The organism is Bacteriovorax stolpii, from assembly GCF_002872415.1.
GTDB lineage: Bacteria > Bdellovibrionota > Bacteriovoracia > Bacteriovoracales > Bacteriovoracaceae > Bacteriovorax > Bacteriovorax stolpii.
The window spans coordinates 1,850,528-1,871,267 of sequence record NZ_CP025704.1 but is presented as its reverse complement, the minus strand read 5'-3'; the positions used below and the strand labels follow the sequence as shown (position 1 = coordinate 1,871,267).

Here is a 20,740-nt window from a genome sequence, read left to right as displayed (position 1 = left end):
CCTAGCCCTTCTTTCTGTCTTTGTATTCAGCTTCGCGATGAGACCCATCAGAAAGACCGTATTTTTCTAAAACTCCGATGTGGCCGATGATTTCTTTTGTCAGTTCCACATTCTGATTCGTCAAAAGATTAGCGTAGCCCAGAATTTTCTTTGAAAGCTCTTCGCCTCTTTCATACAAGGCCTCAAATCTAAACTCGCTTACACCCTTTTCTAAAAGCTCCGGGATAAGTTTCGCAGCAGACTGAGGAACGGCATTAAACATGGTATTGCGACACTCCTGGTCTGCTTTAATCTGGTGGTGATTTCCGAACTGATCTTTTAATTCCAGCCTGTGCTCTTCGCAAGGCTTTCCACAGTCTCTAAAACTCTTTCCATCACTTAAAAAAGCGGCAAACACACAATGCTCCATATGAAATGAAGGCATATACTGATGAGTGGTGACTTCGATTCCATCAGTGTTTTTAACCATGTCAAAAAGCTGTTGAGAATTTAAGTCGTAAGAAGCGCATACTGAAGAGAGCTTTTTGCCCAGGAAATACTCGGCCGTCACAGAGTTTGTCACGTTAAGGCTAAAGTCCCCTTTGAGCACAAAATTCTTATCCTGGAAGTAATAAACGGCCCCTAAATTGCGACACAAAATCACATCAGGGTTAGCGCGTTCGATAATTTTAAAATTGTAGTATTCATTTGGCTTAAGGATTCTCGTTGTCGCAATCCCGACCTTGATTCCTTTTGCTTTTAAAAGCGCCACACTCTCAGCGTAGCCTTTACCGAATTCGTAATCCAGGTAAACAACACCTAATGAATCAATGACTTTTTCATAAAAAACCAAGAGGTCATGGACTTGAGAGATCTCTCGTAAAAGGACGTTGAGTTTCGGCGTTTTTTTCTCTGATTTTTTAGATGAATGAAGATCAACCTCGCGCATCTCAAGTGGAGCTCTCTCTATGCGTTTTTGCATTAAGAGTTCCGTAAACTGTCGGCGGATTTGCTTTAATTCTTTTTGGTGAATAAAAAAGTCTTTATCTTTTGAAAGAGTCAATCCATCGAGGATAAAACACGAATTCCCCAGTGCTCCAAGCTCTGCTTCTAAATCCGCACGCCCGACTGGTTTTGAAGAAGCTTCTTCCAAAGCGCCTTCAGAAAACACAGTTACTGAGCGCTCTCCATCACTTGCTTCAACTTTGAGTGGTTTTCCAATCTCTGCATCCACACTTAAGTGAATCGGGATTCTCTTTTTTAAATTTTTATCGGTATAAGACATCGTGAGCTTCTTCTCAACCACGGCGTCCGAGTTGAAATAAACGATAAAATCCAGAGCGACTTTTTTAAAATCAAAACTCTTATCAAACGAGAGCTCAAAAAGATTTTCTTTTAATTTTTTAACACCGTAGAGTTTTCCCCCTACTTCTGTTTTCTTTCCACGCAGGCTTCCAGCAAGTAAAACGCCGTCACCATTTTTTAAATGCGGGTAAGAGATGTCAACGGTCACTGACTTTGGGTCAATCTTTTTAACTTTTCCAATCGCCAGACCTCTATGCGCTCCATAGGTTCCATCCACCAGGTCCTGGTGATTCACACCATGAAGCCATCCAGAAAAGAATCCACGCGAATATGTGAGACTCATTTCTGTTTTTTTAGTTTCAATTTCTTTTTTCGAAAGCTGTTTTCCATAGGCCTCAACCAAGTCGATGGCCTCACGGTAATTGTGAGCTGCACTCGCTACATACTCGGGCGTCTTTAATCGCCCTTCTACTTTGAAGCTTTCGATTCCTATGCTTACAAGCTCAGGAATCTCGGCAATTCCGCACAGGTCTTTTGGAGAGACCAAGTACTTGTAATCGCCAAGCTCATACTTCTTTCCATCGACGATCATCTCGTATTCTAAGCGACAGCTTTGAGCACACTGGCCTCTGTTAGCGCTTCTTCCCCCGATGCTCTCGCTGGTAAAACACTGCCCAGAGTAGGCCACACATAAAGCTCCGTGAACAAAAACTTCCAGCTCTTTGTCAGTCTTTTCTTTAATCGCACGCATTTCTGGAAGACTGACTTCTCTTCCTAAAACGAAACGTTTGATTTTGAGATCGTCTAATAAACTCATGGCCTCGTGGTTGGTCACCGTCATTTGAGTTGAACCGTGAATCACTTGATCAGGGGCCATATCGCGAACGAGTTTTGCCAGTCCCACGTCTTGAACAATCAAGGCATCTGGCCTTAGTGGCAGCACTTCTTTTAATAATTTTATGACTTCGGGTAATTCGTCTTGAAAGATAACAACGTTGAACGCGAGGTTGACTCTTACACCGTAGAGGTGACACAACTCGATCATTTCTTTGAGTTCACTTACAGAGAAATCGGTAGTTCTTCCGCGGGCATTAAAGTGAGGCATACCGACATAAATCGCGTCCGCGCCATTATGAATGGCGGCCAGGCACATATTCATGTTCCCTACTGGTAGAAGCAGTTCACTTTTCTTATTCTTTGACATAATCTTATTCTAATTCAAAAGAGTTACCCTAGGAGTTACTTATGAAATATTTATCACTATTAGTCATCATGCTTTTTACGGTTTCTTGTGGGATGCAGAGTATCCCAACTGCCTTGAATCAGGTAGACGCTGACTGGGCGGAAGTACAAAACCAATACAAGAGACGCCAAGACCTTATCCCTAACCTGGTAGAGGTGGTTAAAGGGTACGCTAAACACGAAAAAGAAACTCTCGAAGGAGTCGTTTCTGCTCGTGCAAAAGCTACACAAGTTAACTTTACAGCTGATCAGTTAAACGCAGAAAACCTTAAAAAATTCCAGGAAGCTCAAAGTGGATTATCATCTGCTCTATCGCGTTTAATGGTTGTGGTTGAAAAATACCCTGACCTAAAAGCAAACCAAAATTTCCGCGACCTGCAAGCTCAGCTTGAAGGAACAGAAAACAGAATCACTGTTGCCAGAAACCGCTACATTGCAGCTATTCAAAACTTTAACAACCTGGTGACTGTACCTCCGACATCTTGGTACAACTCAATTTTCTTAAAACATGAAAAGAAGCCACAATTTGCGGTGGAAAATATTGAAAGAGCTCAAGAAGCTCCAGCAGTTAAATTCTAATGATTAAAAAAACTCTCACTTCCCTTTTATTATTCTGCCTGTGCACCTTTAGCGCTTTTGCGCTTGAGGTGCCGGCCCTTACGGGGCCAGTGGTAGATGAGGCGCAGTTTCTTTCCCGCGATGCTCATCGTGCGATTGAAAATGCTCTTTTAAATTTCAACCAAACTGAAGGCATCCAGTTTCAAGTTCTCATTATCGATAAACTGGTCGATGAGACAGTGGAGACGTATTCCATAAAAGTTGTCGACGAATGGAAGCTTGGAAAAAAAGGCGATGACCGCGCGGCCCTTTTTTTGATTTCATTAGACGACAGAAAAATGCGTATCGAAGTGGGCCGTGGTCTTGAAGGCACACTCACCGACTTAACCACTCATAGGATTCTTGATGAAGTAAAACCTTTTTTCCAAAAAGGTGATTACGACAACGGAGTCGCTCTGGGTCTTGCCCTTATGGCCCAGGCCGATGGCAAAAAACTAGATTTCCAGGGACAAGTCAGACCCCGTCACCAGAGAAAAGGCAGTGCTCCTTTAGTTCTCATTGCTATTTTCGGCCTTATTTTCTTCCTGCAATTCTTCTTTCCTAACATTCGCGGAGGTGGAGGAAGAGGAGGTCGCGGTGGATACTACGGCGGCTGGGGCGGCGGAGGCGGCCTCGGTGGAGGCGGTGGTGGAAGTTCGTGGTCCGGAGGCGGCGGCGGATTTTCCGGCGGTGGTTCGAGTGGAAGTTGGTAAAAATTAATTAGAGGCATATATGATTTCAGCAAAAGACAAAGAGCAGATTAAAAAACTTATCACTGAGGCAGAGAGAAAATCTCACAGTGAACTAGTCCCGATGATTGTGTCGACGTCAGATAATTACCCCGCGGCCCACTGGCGAGCGGCCATTATCGTTTCGTTTCTTTTTTCGCTGGGGCTCTACTTTTCACCGCTATCGATCATCAACCCCATTTATTTTTTATGGATTCAGGTTCCAGGACTTTTTATCGGTTACTGGATGGGAAATATCCCTTTTGTAACAAGACTCCTTATCACTAAAGAAGAAATCGAGTTTGAGGTCACTCAAAGGGCCATTGAAGCTTTTTACGAGCATAACCTGCATGTGACGGACAAACATAACGGCGTTCTTATTTTCATTTCTCTACTAGAGCGTAAAATTAAAATCATCACAGATGTAGGCGTTAAAGAAAAAGTCGATCAGAAAATCTGGGACGAAATCACTTCTGAGTTCATTGAAAAAGTTAAAGAAGGCAACTTTGTTGAAGCACTTAAAAATACGATCAACGCCACAAGCGATATCCTGGAAAACTATTTTCCAAAAAGCGAAGGGACTAAAAAGAACGAACTTAAAAACGACATCATCATTGAATAAGATTAACCGACCTCTTTAGTCGTGATAGTTTTTTTAAGTAGTCACTCTCCATCCGATTCTTCATTCTTTAAGAATGAAAAAAATACTTTTTACACTCGCTGCACTTTACAGTGTTAATACTTTTGCCGGCACCCTGCCTACGACGAAAAACGAGTTCTGTGCTCGTTTTGAAGACGACAGCATTCTTGCCGCCTATACTGACGAGAGCTCCAACCTTATGGCCTTTAAAAACCAGGGAGGACTCTTTAACGGTGGTGTGTGCTGGTGGCACTCTCGCTTTCAGCGCAACATCTTCTACCTTTCGATTTTTAGACCTGATCTTCCTCGTCCTAAAGCAAGCGAAGTCAAGGCCCTGATTAAAGAAATCAGAAGTGGACAAAAAGTTTTTATAATCCCGGGCTTCTCAAATTTCTCTGACTTCAGTGAAACTTATAAAAAAGAAATCCTAAGTGAGCTTGAAAGCTGGCAACTTTACGACGGAGTTGTTTTAGGAAGTTGGATTGATGGACTTAAAGGCGACACAAAAGTTAGGCCTGATGTTCTAAAAGGTATGATGGATAAAGTTTTTGACTATGTGGCCGTTAACAAAAAAATAGCTTACCAAAAACTGCAAATCAAAGGCATCACCTCTCACGCCTGGCTCATCACTAATATGAAAAAAGTCGATGGTGGCGGATATGAAATCGGGCTTATCGATTCAAACAATCCTCGCCAATGCGAAAATTACTCCTACAAAAATGGCGATGAGAGCTTCTTTGAAAAAGGCTACGGCAACTTCGTGCCTTATTTGGAATTCACGAGAGAAGAAGAGCGCTTAAGTTATGCGGCCAAGACATACTGTGGAGTGAAGGCCTTTGGAAACTCGCACCCAGAAAACTGGGCACGAGATTATGACTTAGATTTAAAAGAAGCAAAAGCTTCCCGCTAAAACTAGCGACAGAATGAGTTTTCGTCTTTTACAACTTCAAACGAAAGCTTTTCTGAGTACTCTCTCCAGTTGTCAAAATCAGCATCAAGGATTTCTACAACAAGATCATTTTGAATCACGTCGTTTCTTACTGATTCGTACTTAAGAGTCACTGTGTAATAAACGTCGATGATTCCTTGGTCTACTCTGTGCTCTCTTGTTTGAACATTTGTTACAGTGAAAACTTCATCAGCGTATCCCAGTGAACATTTAGCTAGTTTTGCATCAAGATACTTTTCGATTTCTACTTCACCAAACTTGTGGTTTGAAATAAGCGTATGAGCTTGGGCCTGTAGAGAAAGAAGCATAACAAGTGATAAGATTACCTTTTTCATAAAATTCCTCCATTTTTAATTTCTTTATTTACATAGACCGTTTCTATCAAAAGAAATTTCTGAAGACAGCTTCTCTTCATAGTCTCTCCAGTTGTCGAAATCGGCGTCTAAGACTTTTACAGTGACATCGTTTGAAATCATGTCTTGCTTAAAAGCATCGTATGAAAGATCAATTGTGTAGTACGTATCAATGATCCCCTGATCAACTCTTACGTTTTCCACCTTGACGCTCTCAACGGTGAAAGATTCATTAGAAATCCCTAAAGCACATGACCTCAGCTTTTTAGAAAGGAACTTTGAAATAATCGACTCTAATTTTCCCTGATCTTTAATCTCAACCATTCCACGCTCGACACCGTGTCCGGCATAAGAATTTGAAACAATTAAAAGTAATAGCCCTAAGATCAACCCGATTTTTTTCATAAATTTCTCCAAAATGTCTAATGAAGCGGTATATATCCGACGATAAAGATACACTCCAATCTTTTATTAGGAGATTTTCTACTTCTGGAAGACTTATGAGCACACTTGGTGAGAGTTTAGTTAAGATCAGGTTAGAATTAGGACATAGAACTGCTAAGTCCTTTTTCAAGTATCTGGAATCAAGAAGTCTTGAGTGCAATTATCAGTATTACGTTAAGATTGAAAAAAATATCGTTTCTCCTTCATCAAACCTGGTCAATCAAATCGCAAAGGCACTCGATACGACGATGGCCGAGGAATTAATCAAGTCTTTTTGCTGTGATCAATTTAAAAGTTTTTCCTACCTCTTTGAATCCGAAACCTCGTCACCAATAAAAGATCAGACAAAAAAAGGCCCAGAAATTCTTCAAGGTCAAAAAAAACTAACAGATAAACAAGTTCATGTTCTTGCTCAAAATAAAGATCACTATCATTTGTTTTTGATGATGACATTGGCACGCAGACCTCAGGAAATCAGTGAACTTGAAAGCTTTAAGAATTTTAAAAAGGCAATTATCGCACTAAAGAATGAAGGCATTCTTATACAGGATGAAAAAGTCATTTCTGCAGCATCAAGTGAGTTCGTTTTCCCTAAGGCCGAGACAGAATCATTAAAAAACCACTACGCTCTTTTTGATCAATGGGATAAGGATTTTGAAGAGAAATTTTCTCTGGAAAACATTCTCAATAAGATGATGATTAGAAGAATTTCTCCTCGATATTTGAACTTAATTCAAAAACAAATTGAAGTCCTTCAAGACGTCGTCCGCATCTCTGACGAGAGTGATATTAGACACAATAATCAAGTGATCCAATTGCAAATTAGATTGAGTAAAGGAAATATCCCGGGCTAATTCTAGATGCGATCTAAAATCTTGAAAGTAAAATCCTTGAATTCTTCTTTTTTTAGAACTTCCCACTCCTTGTAATCTACCGGAGGGAAAAACGCATCGGCTGGCCCTTCATAAGGAACTTCTGAAAGATAAATTTTCTGCGTGTATGGCAGGAAGAAATTAAAGATCTCCCCTCCACCGATCACTACCATTTCGAAGTCATCGACTTCCAGGTCTGACTCAGCTTCAAGGGCAAGGTCAAAGGCCATCATGGGGTCATGAATAACAATGACCCCATCTGGTTTAAAAGTTGTATCGCGGGTAATAACCACATTTGCTCTATCTGGTAATGGACGCCCGATCGACTCGTAAGTCTTTCTTCCCATCACAATCATTTTTCCAACAGTGAGTTTTTTGAAATTCTTCAGGTCTTCCGGGATATGCCACAGAAGTTTATTGCCTAATCCAATCTCACCTTTTGGCCCATGGGCCACTACCATAGAAACATGCATGATTCTTTATCCCTTAAACTGCAATTGGAGCTTTAATTGTTGGATGCGGATCGTATCCTTCAAGTTTAAAGTCCTCAAATTTGAAATCAAAAATATTTTTAATATCAGGATTGATCGTCATCTTCGGCAGCATTCTAAAATCGCGAGAGAGCTGAAGTTTTGCCTGCTCAATGTGATTTGAGTACAAGTGAGCGTCTCCCATTGTGTGAACGAAGTCACCAAGCTGAAGGCCTGTCACCTGAGCAATCATCATCGTTAAAAGTGCGTATGAAGCGATGTTAAAAGGAACACCTAAAAAAATGTCAGCTGATCTTTGGTATAGCTGACAAGATAAGCGTCCATCGGCAACGTAGAATTGAAAGAAGGCATGGCACGGAGGAAGGGCCATCTTTTCAATTTCGGCCACGTTCCAAGCTGAAACGATAAGACGTCTTGAATCCGGATTCTTTTTAATTTGGTTAATCACCGATGTGATTTGGTCTACGGTTTCTCCGTTAGCTCCTTTCCAAGACCTCCACTGAGACCCATAAACAGGCCCCAAGTTTCCATCTTCATCGGCCCATTCATCCCAAATCGTCACACCATTGTCTTTTAGGTACTTAATATTGGTTTCACCTTGAAGAAACCATAATAGCTCGTGAATGATTGATTTTAAGTGCAGCTTTTTTGTTGTGACTAAAGGAAATCCTTCGGCCAGGTTATAACGGCATTGGTATCCGAAAACTGAAAGTGTTCCCGTTCCTGTGCGGTCTTCTTTTTTGTGTCCGTGCTTAAGAACATGCTCCATCAAATCGTGGTACTGTTTCATAAACTTGTCCTTTGTGTGTGTTGTGTTTCGTGAGTGTGTTTCTCTAGAGAAAATAGTATCTTTTTCTCCAGGCGTTTTCAATGATGAGATTCCCGAAGAAGTGACATTAATGCTTTGCAAATTCTTTCATTATCTTACTTAAGCATCCCTCTCGGATATTATCTTGTTTTTTCTTTTATCTTTACAAAAATTCAGCTCCCAACCAGAATTAAAGTATTAAAAATCTAAGCAAAACTGCAAGGAATCTAGGAAGTTTAACATGACAAAAGTTGTGACTGGTCTTGAGCGATTAGTGAATGAAAAATCTCTTCAAGATAGCATCAAAGGAAATATCGGTTATCTCTGCCATAGCGCCTCGATTGACTCTCATTTCAACACAGGGGTTATTCTCCTGCAAAAACTTTTTGGGTCTCGACTGACAAAACTTTTTGGGCCTCAACACGGATTTGTGACTGACGTTCAAGACAACATGATGGAGACAGCTCACTACGTTCACCCGTATTTTAAAATTCCGGTGTACTCACTTTACTCTGAAACAAGAATCCCGACTGACGAAATGTTAAAAGGTCTCGATACATTAATTATCGACCTGCAAGACGTTGGGACGCGCGTTTACACTTACATCTCAACGCTTTCACTTATTATGGAAAAATGCGCTGGACGCGACATCAAGCTTGTCGTTTTAGACCGCCCCAATCCAGTGGGTGGAGAAATGATTGAAGGAACCGTTCTTCAACCAGGATATGAGTCATTCGTAGGACGCTACCCTATTCCTCAACGCCACTCGCTGACGATGGGAGAAGTGGGAATGTTTGGGAAAAATGTTTTAAAGACAGACTGCAATCTGGAAGTCGTCAAGATGACTAATTGGAAAAGAAATATGTATTGGATAGACACAGGTCTGCCATGGGTTCTTCCTTCTCCAAACCTTCCGACAATGGAAGGGGCCATCACTTTTGCCGGAACTGTTCTTTTTGAAGGGACAAACGTTTCTGAAGGAAGAGGAACAACCAGAGCGCTTGAGATCGCCGGATACCCGGGAATTGAAGCCTTTTCATTCTGCGAGCGAGTGATGAAGCGCTTTCATGAAGAAGGGCTAACAGAAGGCTTTAACCTACGCCCTATTATCTTTCTGCCAACATTCCAAAAACATCAAGGCCAAAACTGCGGCGGGATTCATATCCATCCGACAGTGAATGCAAAATTTAAGTCGTGGAGTGTTTCACAAATGCTTTGCCGCGAATTTAAACGCGAGTTGGGAGATAAGTTTGAATTCCACAGCAAGCCGTATGAATATGAGTTTCATAAACTAGCAATCGATCTTATCAATGGTACAGACACAATCAGACACTGGGTCAACAACCTGGGATCTTATTCTGAACTACAAAAGCTTGAGGTGGTCGGGCACGAGAAATTCTTAAATCAAAGAGAAGGAATTCTTCTTTACTAGAAATAAAAAAGGCTCCCTCGGGAGCCTTTTTTTATTTTCTACTTTGCGAACTTAACAACAAATCCACCGTAGTATTCAAAAATATCATTTAGGACTTCACCTGTTGGAAGCTCTACTGAGTTTTTAAATGTAGCGCGGACAAAGGCGCTATCGATGTTTTTATCAATTGTATAAGTTAAAACGACATCGTCTGAATTTAAGTTGATGTCTGATTTACCAAGAAGTTTTTCGTTTTTGTCAGTCAGGAAAAACTTTGCCCAGATAACAGTATTGTTTGTCTGTCCAAGCTCGCCGTTTGGAAGAAGAACATAACTGTGAGTCACTTCAGAAGGAGTTGTCTTTACCAGAGCAAGACCCTTGTCAGTTTCAGCACATTTATACAGGTGGATTCTAAGTGAAAGCTCGCGGTTGTTATCAACCAGTTTTTCTGATTCGATTGTCGCTGTATAAGCGCGTCTGCCTACGTCGCCTTTAATTTGGCAAACAGCATTTTTACCATCGAAAGTTCTCTCGATCGTTGTGTTAGCAAAAGTATTAAATGATAAAGCAAGAGCTAATAGAGTTAGAAATTTCATAATAGTGCCTCCAAAGTATGGTGGAGGCACTATAAGAAATTAATTTTGAAATGTTAAGGAATTAAGCAGCGATTTTAGTGCCATAAGACGCTCTCATGGCGAAGTTGTAGTAATCAGGAACTCTTCTTTCTAAAATATCCCAGATAATGCCCTCTTCAAGGCCGTCGACTCTAGCAGCTTGGATTAAGCTTCTGACTCTGTAGTCCAGCTCATTAAAATCCAGTTGAGACCTGTAAACTGATTCACTCTCAACAATAATCTCCTCAATGACCTCGGAGTACTGTTTAATCAGGGTCTGTTTGAAATCCTCTTTATTCATCATTCGCTACCATCCTCGATTTCGTTAAAAGGCCTTCTCACCTTTTAAAACATAGATTGAGTATATTGCTGGTGAGCATCCCTCCTAATCTTTATCAAAAAACTCAGCCATTTTAATGAGTTACGTTATCTAAATAATTGTCGTGTAAATTTCTTTACAACATGATCCTGTATGTTACCGTATTTATTGTTAAATAATTAATCGACAAAATGCATCTACTTCATTTTACAAAGGAGTGCTTAATGAAAATGAGATCGGGCCCACACAGATTGTTGGCAACATCAATGTTCCTACTGCTTACGACTTCTGCCTTTGCTGCTGACCTTAAAATCGGGGTTGTTTCACCTATGACTGGTGCAACTGCTACTTTCGGCCAGGAAAATGCAAACGGTATTAAACTAGCTTACGAAAAAATGAAAAAAATGGCGGGCGGAAAAAAATTCGACCTGATCATTGAAGACGACAAGTCTGAAGCTATCGAGTCGACAAACGCGACAAGAAAACTTCTTTCTGTTGATAAAGTTTCTGTGATGATCGGAGCTCCAACTTCTTCTCTAGCACTAGCTTCTGCTCCAATCGTTCAAGAAGCAAAAATCCCATACATCACTCCGACAGCGACAAATGCTAAAGTAACGATGGTTGGTGACTATATTACACGCGCTTGTTTCACTGATGATTTCCAAGGTGTCGTTATGGCGAAATTCGCTGTTGAAACTCTGAAGAAAACAAAAGGTCTTGTGCTTGTTGAAAACACATCTGACTACTCTAAAGGTCTAGCGAAATCTTTCACTGAAGCTTTCACTAAGCTTGGTGGAAAAATGGCCTCGACAGAAGAGCTTACTTACGCGGCTAAAGACACAGACTTCCAGTCTCTTCTAAGAAAAGTAAAAAGAGCTAACCCAGACTTCGTATTCGTTCCAGGATACTACGTTGAAGTTGGTCTTCTTCTAAAACAAGCTCGCGCTCAAGGAATCAACGTTCCTTTCCTTGGTGGTGACGGTTGGGATTCACCAAAACTTTTTGAAATCGCTGGTGAAGCAGTTAAGGGATCATACATCTCTAACCACTTTGCTCCAGATGACAAGTCTCCAGTGGTGCAAAACTTCGTAAAAGATTACGAGAAAGCTTATGGTTCAAAACCAGGATCATTCGCTGCTCTTGGATACGACTCACTTGGAATCGTTGCTGATGCTATTAAGAGAGCAAAATCAACAAAACCTGCAGATATCCGCGCGGCCCTTGTAGCAACAAAAGGATATCAGGGAATTACTGGGACAATCACATTTGATAAAGACAGAAACCCGACGAAGTCTGCTGTCGTTCTTGAAGCGACACCTTCTGGTTATGTTTTCCACTCAAGAGTGAACCCATAATAATGAGTCAGAATACAATCTATTTTCTTTGGGATTGTCTTCAATACTTAATCAATGGTATTGCCCAGGGCTCGCTCTATGCGATCGTGGCCCTGGGTTACACCATGGTTTATGGGATCATCCGTTTAGTTAACTTTGCCCACGGCGAGTTTTTAATGCTCGGGGCATTCTGCGGTTACTTCGCTTTAAAGATGAACCTGCCGATGCCTGTAGCGATTATCGCCTCCATGCTTGGAGCGGGAATCGTTGCTCTAATCGTCGAGCGCGCCATTTACAGGCCCATTAGAAATGAAGGAAGAATCCCGGCGCTGATCACTGCGATTGGAGCTTCACTTTTTTTCCAGTACACTGGCCAGCTGGTTTTTGGTGCTGATCCAAAAACAGTTCCTCCGGTTTTTACGGAAGTGATTTACAACTTCGGTGAAATCAGTGTTTCAAACATTCAGATTTTTATTTTTGCTCTCACACTCTCAATCTTAGCTTTCCTATGGTGGCTTACCCACTTCACAAAAATCGGAGTGGCCATGAGAGCGACTTCCTTCAACTTGAAGGCCGCTGAACTCATGGGAATTAACACCAATAGAATTATCGCATTTACTTTCTTTCTGGGAGCAACCCTTGCGGGTCTTGCCGGAATCCTCATGGGCTACACGATGTCTGTAGAGCCTATGATGGGAATGAGTTTAGGTCTTAAGGCCTTCGTTGCTGCCGTTGTCGGCGGGATCGGAGTGATTCCTGGCGCCGCCTTAGGCGGATACATTTTAGGTATCGCTGAAAATATGGTGGCCGGGTTATATAAATCGAGCTTCAGAGATGGAGTGTCGTTTTTTATTCTCATTATCATCCTGATCATTAGACCTGGGGGAATCCTGGGGAAAAACGTGAAGGAAAAGGTTTAGGAAAAACGAATGGATTATTACTTACAGATTTTGACCCTGGTAGGGATTTTCATTACGCTGACATTGAGCCTTAACTTGATCAACGGTTACTGCGGCCAGTTCTCACTGGGACACGCAGGTTTCTGGGGCGTAGGTGCTTATGCCAGTGCTGTCTACGGCGTTTATTTCGCTCTTCCTCTTCACCCTGCTCTTAATATGGTTATCAGCATGGGTGTGGGTTTTTCGGCCGCTGCCCTTTGTGGACTCTTAATTGGAGTGCCATGCCTGCGTTTAAAAGGCGACTACCTCGCTATCGCCACTATTGGTTTTAGTGAAATCCTGCGTATTATTATCATGAACACAGAAAGCATTGGCGGGCCTCGCGGTTTTACCAACATTCCTAAATGGACTAATGGTTTTTGGGTTTGGGGTATCGCAGTTGTCGTCACTATCTTTATGTTGAACTTAAAAAAATCGGCCTTCGGTCGCGCGATTATTTCTATCCGCGAAGATGAGATTGCCGCTGAAACGATGGGGATTAACCTTTTTCGTTTCAAACTTTTCTCTTTCATTATCGGCGCCGGCATTGCGGGGATCGCCGGAAGTTTAGTCGCTCACGATCAACAATTCCTTCACCCAAACAACTTCAACTTTATGTGGAGTGTTTGTATTTTAGTTATGGTGATTTTAGGTGGACAAGGATCAGTGACTGGTTCAATCGTTGGGGCCGTTATCCTGACACTTCTTCCAGAAGTTCTAAAATTCATCGGTTCAGACATCTCGACATGGAGAATGTCGATTTACTCTGCACTAATGATCATCCTGATGCTCACGCGTCCTCAGGGAATCTTTGGGCCACATGAGTTTTCTTTTAAAAGAGGAAAACTAACTAAAGGAGCGGCCTAATGTCTCTTTTGGATGTTAAAAACGTAACGATGAGATTCGGCGGATTGACCGCAGTTAAAGATGTAACCTTTTCTGTTGGAACCAATGACCTTGTTGCTGTCATCGGGCCTAACGGCGCGGGAAAAACCACGCTCTTTAACACTATCACCGGAATCTATACTCCGACTGAAGGCTCAGTGACTTTTGACGGCCAACTGGTCAATGCAAAAAAAGCTTCGGCCATCACTGACTTGGGGATTGCCAGAACTTTTCAAAACATCAGGCTCTTTAATAACCTGACGGTGATCGACAATATCAAGATCGCCCGCCACACCAGAATCAACTACTCGTTCTTTGACGGGATTTTTAAAACGAAAAAATACCGTGAAGAAGAAAAGAAAATTGAAGCGGACTCAATTGAGCTGCTAAAACTTTTTCATCTCGATGATAAAAAAGATTACCTGGCCAAAAATTTACCTTACGGGGCCCAGAGAAAACTGGAAATGGCCCGCGCACTGGCGACTAAACCAAAGCTTCTTTTATTAGATGAGCCCGCGGCCGGAATGAACCCGACAGAGACTAAAGAGCTCTCTAACCTCATCCGCTTTATCCGCGAGCAATTTAACATTTCTGTTATTCTCATTGAGCACGATATGAATCTCGTCATGCAGATTGCTGAAAAAATCCACGTTCTCGATTACGGGAATCTCATTGCCAGTGGAATGCCGGCAGAAATTCAGAACAATAAAAAAGTTATCGAGGCCTACCTGGGTGCAGACCTGGAGGGTGTATGAGCATGTTAGAGCTAAAAAATATCAATACGTATTACGGCAATATCCACGCTGTAAAAAATATTTCTCTTTCTATCAATCAAGGCGAAATCGTCACGATTTTAGGAAGCAATGGTGCGGGGAAAACCACTACTCTGCACACGATTTCTGGACTCCTAAAACCGCAATCGGGCGAGATTATTTTTGACGGACAAAAAATCGACCGCGTCCCTGCTCATCGCATCACGGCTTTGGGGCTTGCTCAATCGCCAGAAGGCCGCCAGATTTTTGCCAATCTTTCCATCAAAGAAAACCTGGATATGGGCGCTTACTTGCGCAAAGACACAGCAGAGATCAAAAAAGATTTAGATTTTGTTTACAACCTCTTTCCTAAGCTTTTGGAGCGCAGAAACCAGCTGGCCCAAACTCTTTCCGGTGGAGAACAGCAAATGCTTGCGATTGCTCGTGCTTACATGAGTAAACCAAAGCTTCTTTTATTAGACGAGCCTTCACTCGGAATTGCGCCTATTCTTGTGGGAACTATTTTTAAGGCCATCACTGAGATTAATCAGCTGGGGATGACCATTTTGTTGGTTGAACAAAATGCCAATTTAGCGCTGAAGATATCTCACCGCGCTTATGTTCTTACCAATGGCGAAATCACTTTGCAGGGTGCTTCGAGTGAATTATTATCTAATCCTGAAATCAAGAAAGCCTACTTAGGAAGCTAAGGGCCGTTAATTTTTAGGATAAATCACATGACAACTATGTCTCTGGATGAAGCGGTAGCGCTTCTTAGAAAGGCCGTTAAGTGGTCTGAAGTTAAAAATCAAAAGCACATCGACCTCTCACTTTGTATCGCGGAAGAGCGTCCAACGTACCAGCGCGCTCTGGTTATCGTGAATACTGAAGTTGAAAAAGGAACTCTCACACAAGACGATCTAAAAGCTCGCCTTGGACTTGATTAAAAAAATTATACAAAGACAAAAAGGACACAGACTATGTCTCAAGCACTAAACGACGCTGTTCACTGGGCAGATCTTACGGCCGATAAACTTATCCGCCAGGAAGACAAAGAAACTTACACACTAGCATCAGGGATCACTCCTTCTGGTGTTGTTCACTTCGGGAACTTCCGCGAAGTAATGACAACTGAGCTTGTGGCCCGTGGATTAAAAAAGCGCGGAAAAAAAGTTCGCTTTATTTTCTCTTGGGATGACTACGATACTTTTAGAAAAGTTCCAGCAAACCTTCCAAAACAAGAGGAGCTGGCAAAATATTTATTCCAACCAATCGTTGATACTCCAGATCCATTCGGCGAGCACAAGTCATATGCTGCTCACCATGAAGCTTCGTTTGAAGCGCAGTTAAAGAAAATGGGAATTGAGCTTGAGCCGATTTACCAAGCGGATCAATACCGTTCTGGAAGATACAAAGACCAAATCAAACTCACACTTGCTAAAAAAGATGTCATCGCTGGCATCCTAAACAAGTGGAGATCAGAGCCGCTTCCAGAGTCATGGATGCCGGTTTCTGTGTACTGTGAAAAATGTAACAGAGATAAGACGACAGCAACAAAATACGACGGTGTAAAAATGCTTTCGTACCGTTGTGATGCTGAAGACTGCAAGCACACTGGAGAGATTGACCTCGACACAACATCGAGAGCAAAACTTCCATGGCGTATGGACTGGCCGATGCGTTGGTCTGTTGAAAAAGTAGACTTCGAGCCAGGTGGAAAAGACCACTCGTCTCAAGGTGGATCATTTACAACTGCTAAAGACATTGTTGCTGACGTTTACGGATGGAAAGCGCCAATGTATCTGCAATACGACTTCGTCTCTATTAAAGGGATGGGCGGAAAGATGTCATCTTCTAAAGGAAACCTGGTCACGGTTAATGACGTCCTTGACGTTTATGAGCCGGAGATGGTTCGCTGGATTTTTGCGTCTTATAAAACAAACATCGACTTCGGTCTATCGTTTGACTTAGACGTTATCAAAAACTACGAAGACTTCGATAGAATGGAGAGAATGGCCTACGATCTTGAGCCAGGTAACGAAAAAAAGGTCGCGATGGCAAAGAGAGTTTATGAACTTTCTCAAATTGGCGAGCGTCCGGCAACAATGCCTTTCCAGCCAGCGTTCCGTCACCTTTGTAACGTGCTTCAAATCAACGACCTTGATGTCAAACGCGCTCGCGGTTTCTACAATAACGAAATCAAAAATGAACGCGATGAAAGACGCTTCCAGGAGCGCGCTCAAAGAGCTGCTTACTGGATCGAAAATTCTGCTCCAGAAGAATTCAAATTCTCACTGAACAAAGAGCCAGTGAAGATGGATTTAACAGATAAAGAAACAGCGTTTTTAAACGACCTAAACGGCTATTTAAAAGCAGAATTCAATAACATCAGTGAAGATAAAGCTCTTCACGAAAAAATGTATGAAATGATCCATGCGCACGAATTAGAGCCAATGGCCGTCTTCACTCTTCTTTATAAGAAACTTATCTCTCTGGAGAAAGGTCCAAAGCTTGCGGGCTTCATCAGAACGATTGGTCTTGAGAGAGTCTCAAGATTACTGGTGCCATAAGGAAACTGATTAGCTAAAAGCGTGAAAAAAATACTTACAAAGGGCCGGGAAACCGGCCCTTTTGCATAATTGTGCTGACTGTCGTTTGTAAAATCCCAAATACTCAGATAAATCCCCCGTAGGAATCTTTATTTAGAGGAGTAAATAAGATGAAAGGGACACTAAAGACTTTAGTGCTTGGGGCACTATCACTAATTTCATTTTCTGCAAGCGCTGATTACTGTACGACAGTGATTCGCGAATATTCTGGAAGCTACACTTATGAGTACGACACTTTCACAAGATCGTCATACTCTACAAACGCAGCTTGTGACGATGCTATGTATGATTGTTCAGTCAGACTCTCTGACTATCAATCAAGGGGCTATTATCGTTATGCTCAATGTGCGGTGAAATCAACATCGACATCATACCCGAGCACACCGAGCTATCCTTCGTATCCGTCATACCCTAGCTATCCTTCTTATCCATCGTATCCAAGTTACCCATCATATCCAACTTACCCAAATCCACCGCGCGATCCTCATTACCCACGTGAGCCACACTATCCGCGCGACCCGAGAGAGCCAAGCTACCCTCGTGATCCACGCGACCCACACTATCCACGTGATCCGAGAGAGCCAAGCTACCCTCGTGACCCACGTGAACCAAGCCGTCCAGTGGACCCAAAACCACCAAGACCGCCACGTTTCCCGAGATAATAAAAGTTAAAAGAGAACGACAACATAACAACAAACAACACAGGAGAAAAAAATGAAAGCACTACTAGGATTATTTCTTCTTTCACTAGCAAGCCTAAGCTTTGCAGGTGAAACTTGTACTTTCGTCATCAAAGACCGTTACGGGTATGAATTCGAGACACACACTCGTTATTCTTCATACTCTAAAGACGCTGCTTGTAGCGACGCTAACTGGGCCTGCAGCAATGCCCTTTCAAACGGAAGAGCTCAAGGCAGATACTATGATGCCAACTGTGAAATGAAATACGATGGACCTGTAAACCCACGTCCTCCATTTCCACCAACATCTGTCATCATGTGTACAACTGACCTGGTAGACTGGTACGGAAACACTGTTAGAAGTTTTTCTGGATCAGGAAACAGCGAGTGGGAAGCTTGCAGACAATCAGAACAATTCTGTCAGTATGAACTTCAAAGAGGTGATGCTAACGGACGCCGTTGTGTCACAAGAGGAATTGGCGGAGGAAATCCATACCCACGTCCACCACGTGAAACAACTGAAACTTGTTCAGCTAACAGATACGACCCGGCAGGATTTTTTATCCAGTCATACAATGCTTCTCACACAGGTCCAATCGGATCAGACGTTAGAGGTGAAGCTTGTAGAAAAGCGCTGAACTACTGTTCACGCGACATCAAAGGTCGTCAGACTTGTAGACTATAAAAACAAAGCACTTATAGCACGAACGAGGCCCGGGAAACCGGGCCTTTTTTATTGTCCGACTCTTTTAATCCTTCCTCTAAACAACCGATAAGCGTCCTATGAGAGCGCTTCTCTTTACTCTTCTATTCACTTTTAAGGCCATGGCCCTCGACTGCACTGATGTGATGGTGGAGACAAAATACATGCCTAAAAACAACAATCAGGGCAATCTCAACTGGTGTTTTGCATGGACGGCCGCTGATCTTCTTTCAACATTTGAAGAGACTCCCCTTTCTGCCTATGATGTGGCCTTGCAGTATCACAATCATCCGGCCATTCGCGATGAAGAGATAAAAAAATACACTGACGTTGGAGGAAACGACGGAGCAGCTCTTATTGTTTCCCTTCAAGGAAAAGGACTGTGCCTCGAATCGCAGACTAATTACACTGGTAGTGACTGGGAAAAACTAAGTGCGATGGTGGAAGAATTATCTGATCCTGACAAAACATTGGTGCAGACTATTTGTGAACACGGGCTTCGGGATCAACAACCTTTTAAAGATCTTTCCAATAAGGTCATTAAAATTTTAAACAAACTCTCTGGCGATAAAAAAATGGCGGCCTTACTTGATGTCACTTGCGGTGAACGCCATCAATTTAAAAACAAATACGGCGTGGGAACAAGGGCGATTGAGAACTTCTCTCAAGCACAGATGATGGATAAACTGGACCAGCTTTTAACTCAGAAATCTCCAGCTGCCGTGGCCTACGATGTGGATCTCATTATGAGTCCTGCGGATTACCAGGGAGTAGAGGCCAACCACTCTTCAACGATTATTGGCAGAAGAAAAAATCCAGACAATGGTCAATGTGAATACTTAATCAAAAATAGCTGGGGCGACAGATGCCCAAGGCGCGCGACGGTGAAATGCACCAGTGGAAACTACTGGGTTCCAAGAGACACTCTAAAAAATAATATGTATGAGATCAATTGGCTGCAAAAGCGCTAACTAGTGCTGTCTTAGCGCCATGAAAGAAATGATTAGCTCAAGACCATTGATTCTTTCTTTTAAGTCAGTCGCATTGTTTTTGTACTCTGCTTTTTCTTTAAGAATCACTTCAAGTTTATCAAGAATATTTTTGGCCTCTGCCAGGTGGGCATGAGCTTCGTGAGAGATTTTTTCAACGTATGGTTTAAAAGCTACGCCATCAACCACATCTTTTAAGTTTTCTCCCGCTTTGAAACGAGCAAACAACTCCGGGTTATTTTCAAGTAACTCATAAACAACGGCGTTGACGATGCCATTTTTTAAATCCAGCTCCTGATCTTTGAGTGAATCTCCTGAGTAATCAAGAGTGTCGTCAATTAATTGGAAGGCTAAACCTAAACGTCTTCCGAACTCGCGGCACAGTTCAACTGTTTCTTTCGAAGCACCACTTAAAACGGCCGGTGCCACTGAACAGTAACTCATAACCGAAGATGTTTTTTTCTCAGCGACTTCGCGGATGACTTCGCGGGTGTAGTTGCGCTCATCGATTAAATCCAGTTGCAGCCACTCACCTTCTGAGAGATCTTTAATCACCAGAGACATTTCGCGCACAAGCTCCAGATTCCCGGCATTCGTCAGGTCAACAATGACTGAAGAAAGGAGGTAATCCCCAGCTAAAACAGCTTTTTTATTGCTCGCAAGAATATTTATTGAAGGGCTTCCTCTTCTCATTGTCGCATTATCAATAACGTCGTCGTGAGAAAGTGATGCGGCGTGAACCAGCTCAGTGGCCCTGGCATATGGGGTAACTGTCTTGAAATCCACTCTAAACAAATGGGCCATAAGGAAAGTTAAAAGCGGGCGAAGTCTTTTTCCGCCTCTGAGAACGGTTTGAGATAGAACAGCGTCAATCGCCCCGTGAGCATTCACTGAGCGAATCTGCAAATCCATGTTTTTTGAACCCTCAAGGGCCTCTTTTGGGAGCGCCTCGAGAAAATCGTTAATCATTACAAACCTTCTAGCTCCCCAGCGAATGGAGAGGTTATATCCTGTGGGCGACAGCCTAACAAATGTCTAAATTAAAGTAAATCCTAAACTTGCTATGTGCATGAAGTTTAAGGTAAAAAGGACACCTAA

At 42.4% G+C, this 20,740-nt stretch carries 24 protein-coding genes; 16 read left to right on the top strand and 8 right to left on the bottom strand.

Annotated features, from left to right (window positions below):
* Nucleotide 1: 1 nt before the first annotated feature.
* Nucleotides 2–2,488 (bottom strand): U32 family peptidase, encoded by a 2,487-nt coding sequence (locus tag C0V70_RS09280; RefSeq protein WP_208107799.1) that lies wholly within the window; start codon nucleotides 2,486–2,488, stop codon nucleotides 2–4.
* 41 nt (nucleotides 2,489–2,529) lie between these two features.
* Here C0V70_RS09280 and C0V70_RS09275 point away from each other — a divergent pair, with 41 nt between their 5' ends.
* From C0V70_RS09275 to C0V70_RS09260, 4 genes are all read left to right on the top strand, one after another.
* Complete coding sequence (locus C0V70_RS09275; RefSeq protein WP_102243582.1) at nucleotides 2,530–3,105, top strand: LemA family protein; 576 nt, start codon at nucleotides 2,530–2,532, stop codon at nucleotides 3,103–3,105.
* A complete protein-coding gene (locus tag C0V70_RS09270; RefSeq protein WP_102243581.1) occupies nucleotides 3,105–3,836 on the top strand; it encodes a TPM domain-containing protein in 732 nt (243 codons plus the stop codon). Before C0V70_RS09275 ends, C0V70_RS09270 begins: the two co-directional genes overlap by 1 nt.
* Nucleotides 3,837–3,855: 19 nt before the next feature.
* Nucleotides 3,856–4,473, top strand: coding sequence for a TPM domain-containing protein (locus C0V70_RS09265; RefSeq protein ID WP_102243580.1), 618 nt, complete (start codon nucleotides 3,856–3,858; stop codon nucleotides 4,471–4,473).
* Nucleotides 4,474–4,546: 73 nt separating this feature from the next.
* Complete coding sequence (locus tag C0V70_RS09260) at nucleotides 4,547–5,401, top strand: hypothetical protein (RefSeq protein WP_102243579.1); 855 nt, start codon at nucleotides 4,547–4,549, stop codon at nucleotides 5,399–5,401.
* Nucleotides 5,402–5,403: 2 nt separating this feature from the next.
* Here C0V70_RS09260 and C0V70_RS09255 read toward each other — a convergent pair whose 3' ends face one another.
* Nucleotides 5,404–5,775 carry a hypothetical protein gene (locus C0V70_RS09255; RefSeq protein WP_102243578.1) on the bottom strand — a complete coding sequence of 124 codons (372 nt, stop codon included), beginning with the start codon at nucleotides 5,773–5,775 and terminating at the stop codon, nucleotides 5,404–5,406.
* A 24-nt stretch (nucleotides 5,776–5,799) separates the two neighbouring features.
* Nucleotides 5,800–6,198, bottom strand: a complete 399-nt coding sequence (locus C0V70_RS09250; protein WP_102243577.1) for a hypothetical protein — start codon at nucleotides 6,196–6,198, stop codon at nucleotides 5,800–5,802.
* Between the two features lie 95 nt (nucleotides 6,199–6,293).
* On the opposite strand from C0V70_RS09250, the gene C0V70_RS09245 reads away from it, so the two are divergent.
* Nucleotides 6,294–7,091, top strand: a complete 798-nt coding sequence (locus C0V70_RS09245; RefSeq protein ID WP_102243576.1) for a hypothetical protein — start codon at nucleotides 6,294–6,296, stop codon at nucleotides 7,089–7,091.
* A 2-nt stretch (nucleotides 7,092–7,093) separates the two neighbouring features.
* Here the strand turns inward: C0V70_RS09245 and C0V70_RS09240 are convergent, their stop codons facing one another.
* Together C0V70_RS09240 and C0V70_RS09235 are read right to left on the bottom strand one after the other, a co-directional pair.
* Nucleotides 7,094–7,582: a dihydrofolate reductase gene (locus C0V70_RS09240; RefSeq protein WP_208107798.1), complete on the bottom strand. Its 489-nt coding sequence runs from the start codon at nucleotides 7,580–7,582 to the stop codon at nucleotides 7,094–7,096.
* A gap of 13 nt (nucleotides 7,583–7,595) precedes the next feature.
* Nucleotides 7,596–8,390 carry a thymidylate synthase gene (locus C0V70_RS09235; protein ID WP_102243575.1) on the bottom strand — a complete coding sequence of 265 codons (795 nt, stop codon included), beginning with the start codon at nucleotides 8,388–8,390 and terminating at the stop codon, nucleotides 7,596–7,598.
* A gap of 259 nt (nucleotides 8,391–8,649) precedes the next feature.
* Between C0V70_RS09235 and C0V70_RS09230 the strand changes: the two genes are divergently transcribed.
* Nucleotides 8,650–9,840, top strand: a complete 1,191-nt coding sequence (locus C0V70_RS09230) for an exo-beta-N-acetylmuramidase NamZ family protein (RefSeq protein ID WP_102243574.1) — start codon at nucleotides 8,650–8,652, stop codon at nucleotides 9,838–9,840.
* A 38-nt stretch (nucleotides 9,841–9,878) separates the two neighbouring features.
* Here the strand turns inward: C0V70_RS09230 and C0V70_RS09225 are convergent, their stop codons facing one another.
* Together C0V70_RS09225 and C0V70_RS09220 are read right to left on the bottom strand one after the other, a co-directional pair.
* A complete protein-coding gene (locus tag C0V70_RS09225) occupies nucleotides 9,879–10,415 on the bottom strand; it encodes a hypothetical protein (protein WP_102243573.1) in 537 nt (178 codons plus the stop codon).
* Between the two features lie 61 nt (nucleotides 10,416–10,476).
* Entirely contained in the window at nucleotides 10,477–10,737 is a 261-nt protein-coding gene (locus C0V70_RS09220) for a hypothetical protein (protein ID WP_102243572.1), read from the bottom strand.
* A gap of 239 nt (nucleotides 10,738–10,976) precedes the next feature.
* Between C0V70_RS09220 and C0V70_RS09215 the strand changes: the two genes are divergently transcribed.
* The 10 genes from C0V70_RS09215 to C0V70_RS09170 all read left to right on the top strand — a co-directional run bounded on the left by C0V70_RS09215 (nucleotide 10,977) and on the right by C0V70_RS09170 (nucleotide 19,624).
* Entirely contained in the window at nucleotides 10,977–12,107 is a 1,131-nt protein-coding gene (locus C0V70_RS09215) for an ABC transporter substrate-binding protein (protein ID WP_102243571.1), read from the top strand.
* Between the two features lie 2 nt (nucleotides 12,108–12,109).
* Nucleotides 12,110–13,006: a branched-chain amino acid ABC transporter permease gene (locus tag C0V70_RS09210; RefSeq protein WP_102243570.1), complete on the top strand. Its 897-nt coding sequence runs from the start codon at nucleotides 12,110–12,112 to the stop codon at nucleotides 13,004–13,006.
* Nucleotides 13,007–13,015: 9 nt separating this feature from the next.
* On the top strand, nucleotides 13,016–13,891 hold the full coding sequence (locus tag C0V70_RS09205) for a branched-chain amino acid ABC transporter permease (RefSeq protein ID WP_102243569.1): 876 nt from the start codon (nucleotides 13,016–13,018) through the stop codon (nucleotides 13,889–13,891).
* Nucleotides 13,891–14,664 (top strand): ABC transporter ATP-binding protein, encoded by a 774-nt coding sequence (locus tag C0V70_RS09200; RefSeq protein ID WP_102243568.1) that lies wholly within the window; start codon nucleotides 13,891–13,893, stop codon nucleotides 14,662–14,664. The genes C0V70_RS09205 and C0V70_RS09200 overlap by 1 nt, the downstream gene beginning before the upstream one ends.
* Nucleotides 14,661–15,371, top strand: coding sequence for an ABC transporter ATP-binding protein (locus tag C0V70_RS09195; protein WP_102243567.1), 711 nt, complete (start codon nucleotides 14,661–14,663; stop codon nucleotides 15,369–15,371). Before C0V70_RS09200 ends, C0V70_RS09195 begins: the two co-directional genes overlap by 4 nt.
* A gap of 27 nt (nucleotides 15,372–15,398) precedes the next feature.
* Nucleotides 15,399–15,608, top strand: coding sequence for a hypothetical protein (locus C0V70_RS09190; protein WP_102243566.1), 210 nt, complete (start codon nucleotides 15,399–15,401; stop codon nucleotides 15,606–15,608).
* Between the two features lie 33 nt (nucleotides 15,609–15,641).
* Complete coding sequence (gene lysS, locus C0V70_RS09185; RefSeq protein WP_102243565.1) at nucleotides 15,642–17,231, top strand: lysine--tRNA ligase; 1,590 nt, start codon at nucleotides 15,642–15,644, stop codon at nucleotides 17,229–17,231.
* Between the two features lie 149 nt (nucleotides 17,232–17,380).
* On the top strand, nucleotides 17,381–17,932 hold the full coding sequence (locus C0V70_RS09180; RefSeq protein ID WP_102243564.1) for a hypothetical protein: 552 nt from the start codon (nucleotides 17,381–17,383) through the stop codon (nucleotides 17,930–17,932).
* A gap of 52 nt (nucleotides 17,933–17,984) precedes the next feature.
* Complete coding sequence (locus tag C0V70_RS09175) at nucleotides 17,985–18,635, top strand: hypothetical protein (protein WP_102243563.1); 651 nt, start codon at nucleotides 17,985–17,987, stop codon at nucleotides 18,633–18,635.
* A 98-nt stretch (nucleotides 18,636–18,733) separates the two neighbouring features.
* Nucleotides 18,734–19,624 carry a C1 family peptidase gene (locus C0V70_RS09170; protein WP_102243562.1) on the top strand — a complete coding sequence of 297 codons (891 nt, stop codon included), beginning with the start codon at nucleotides 18,734–18,736 and terminating at the stop codon, nucleotides 19,622–19,624.
* On the opposite strand, the gene C0V70_RS09165 is transcribed toward C0V70_RS09170, so the two are convergent.
* Nucleotides 19,625–20,611: a polyprenyl synthetase family protein gene (locus tag C0V70_RS09165; RefSeq protein WP_102243561.1), complete on the bottom strand. Its 987-nt coding sequence runs from the start codon at nucleotides 20,609–20,611 to the stop codon at nucleotides 19,625–19,627.
* Nucleotides 20,612–20,740: the final 129 nt, after the last annotated feature.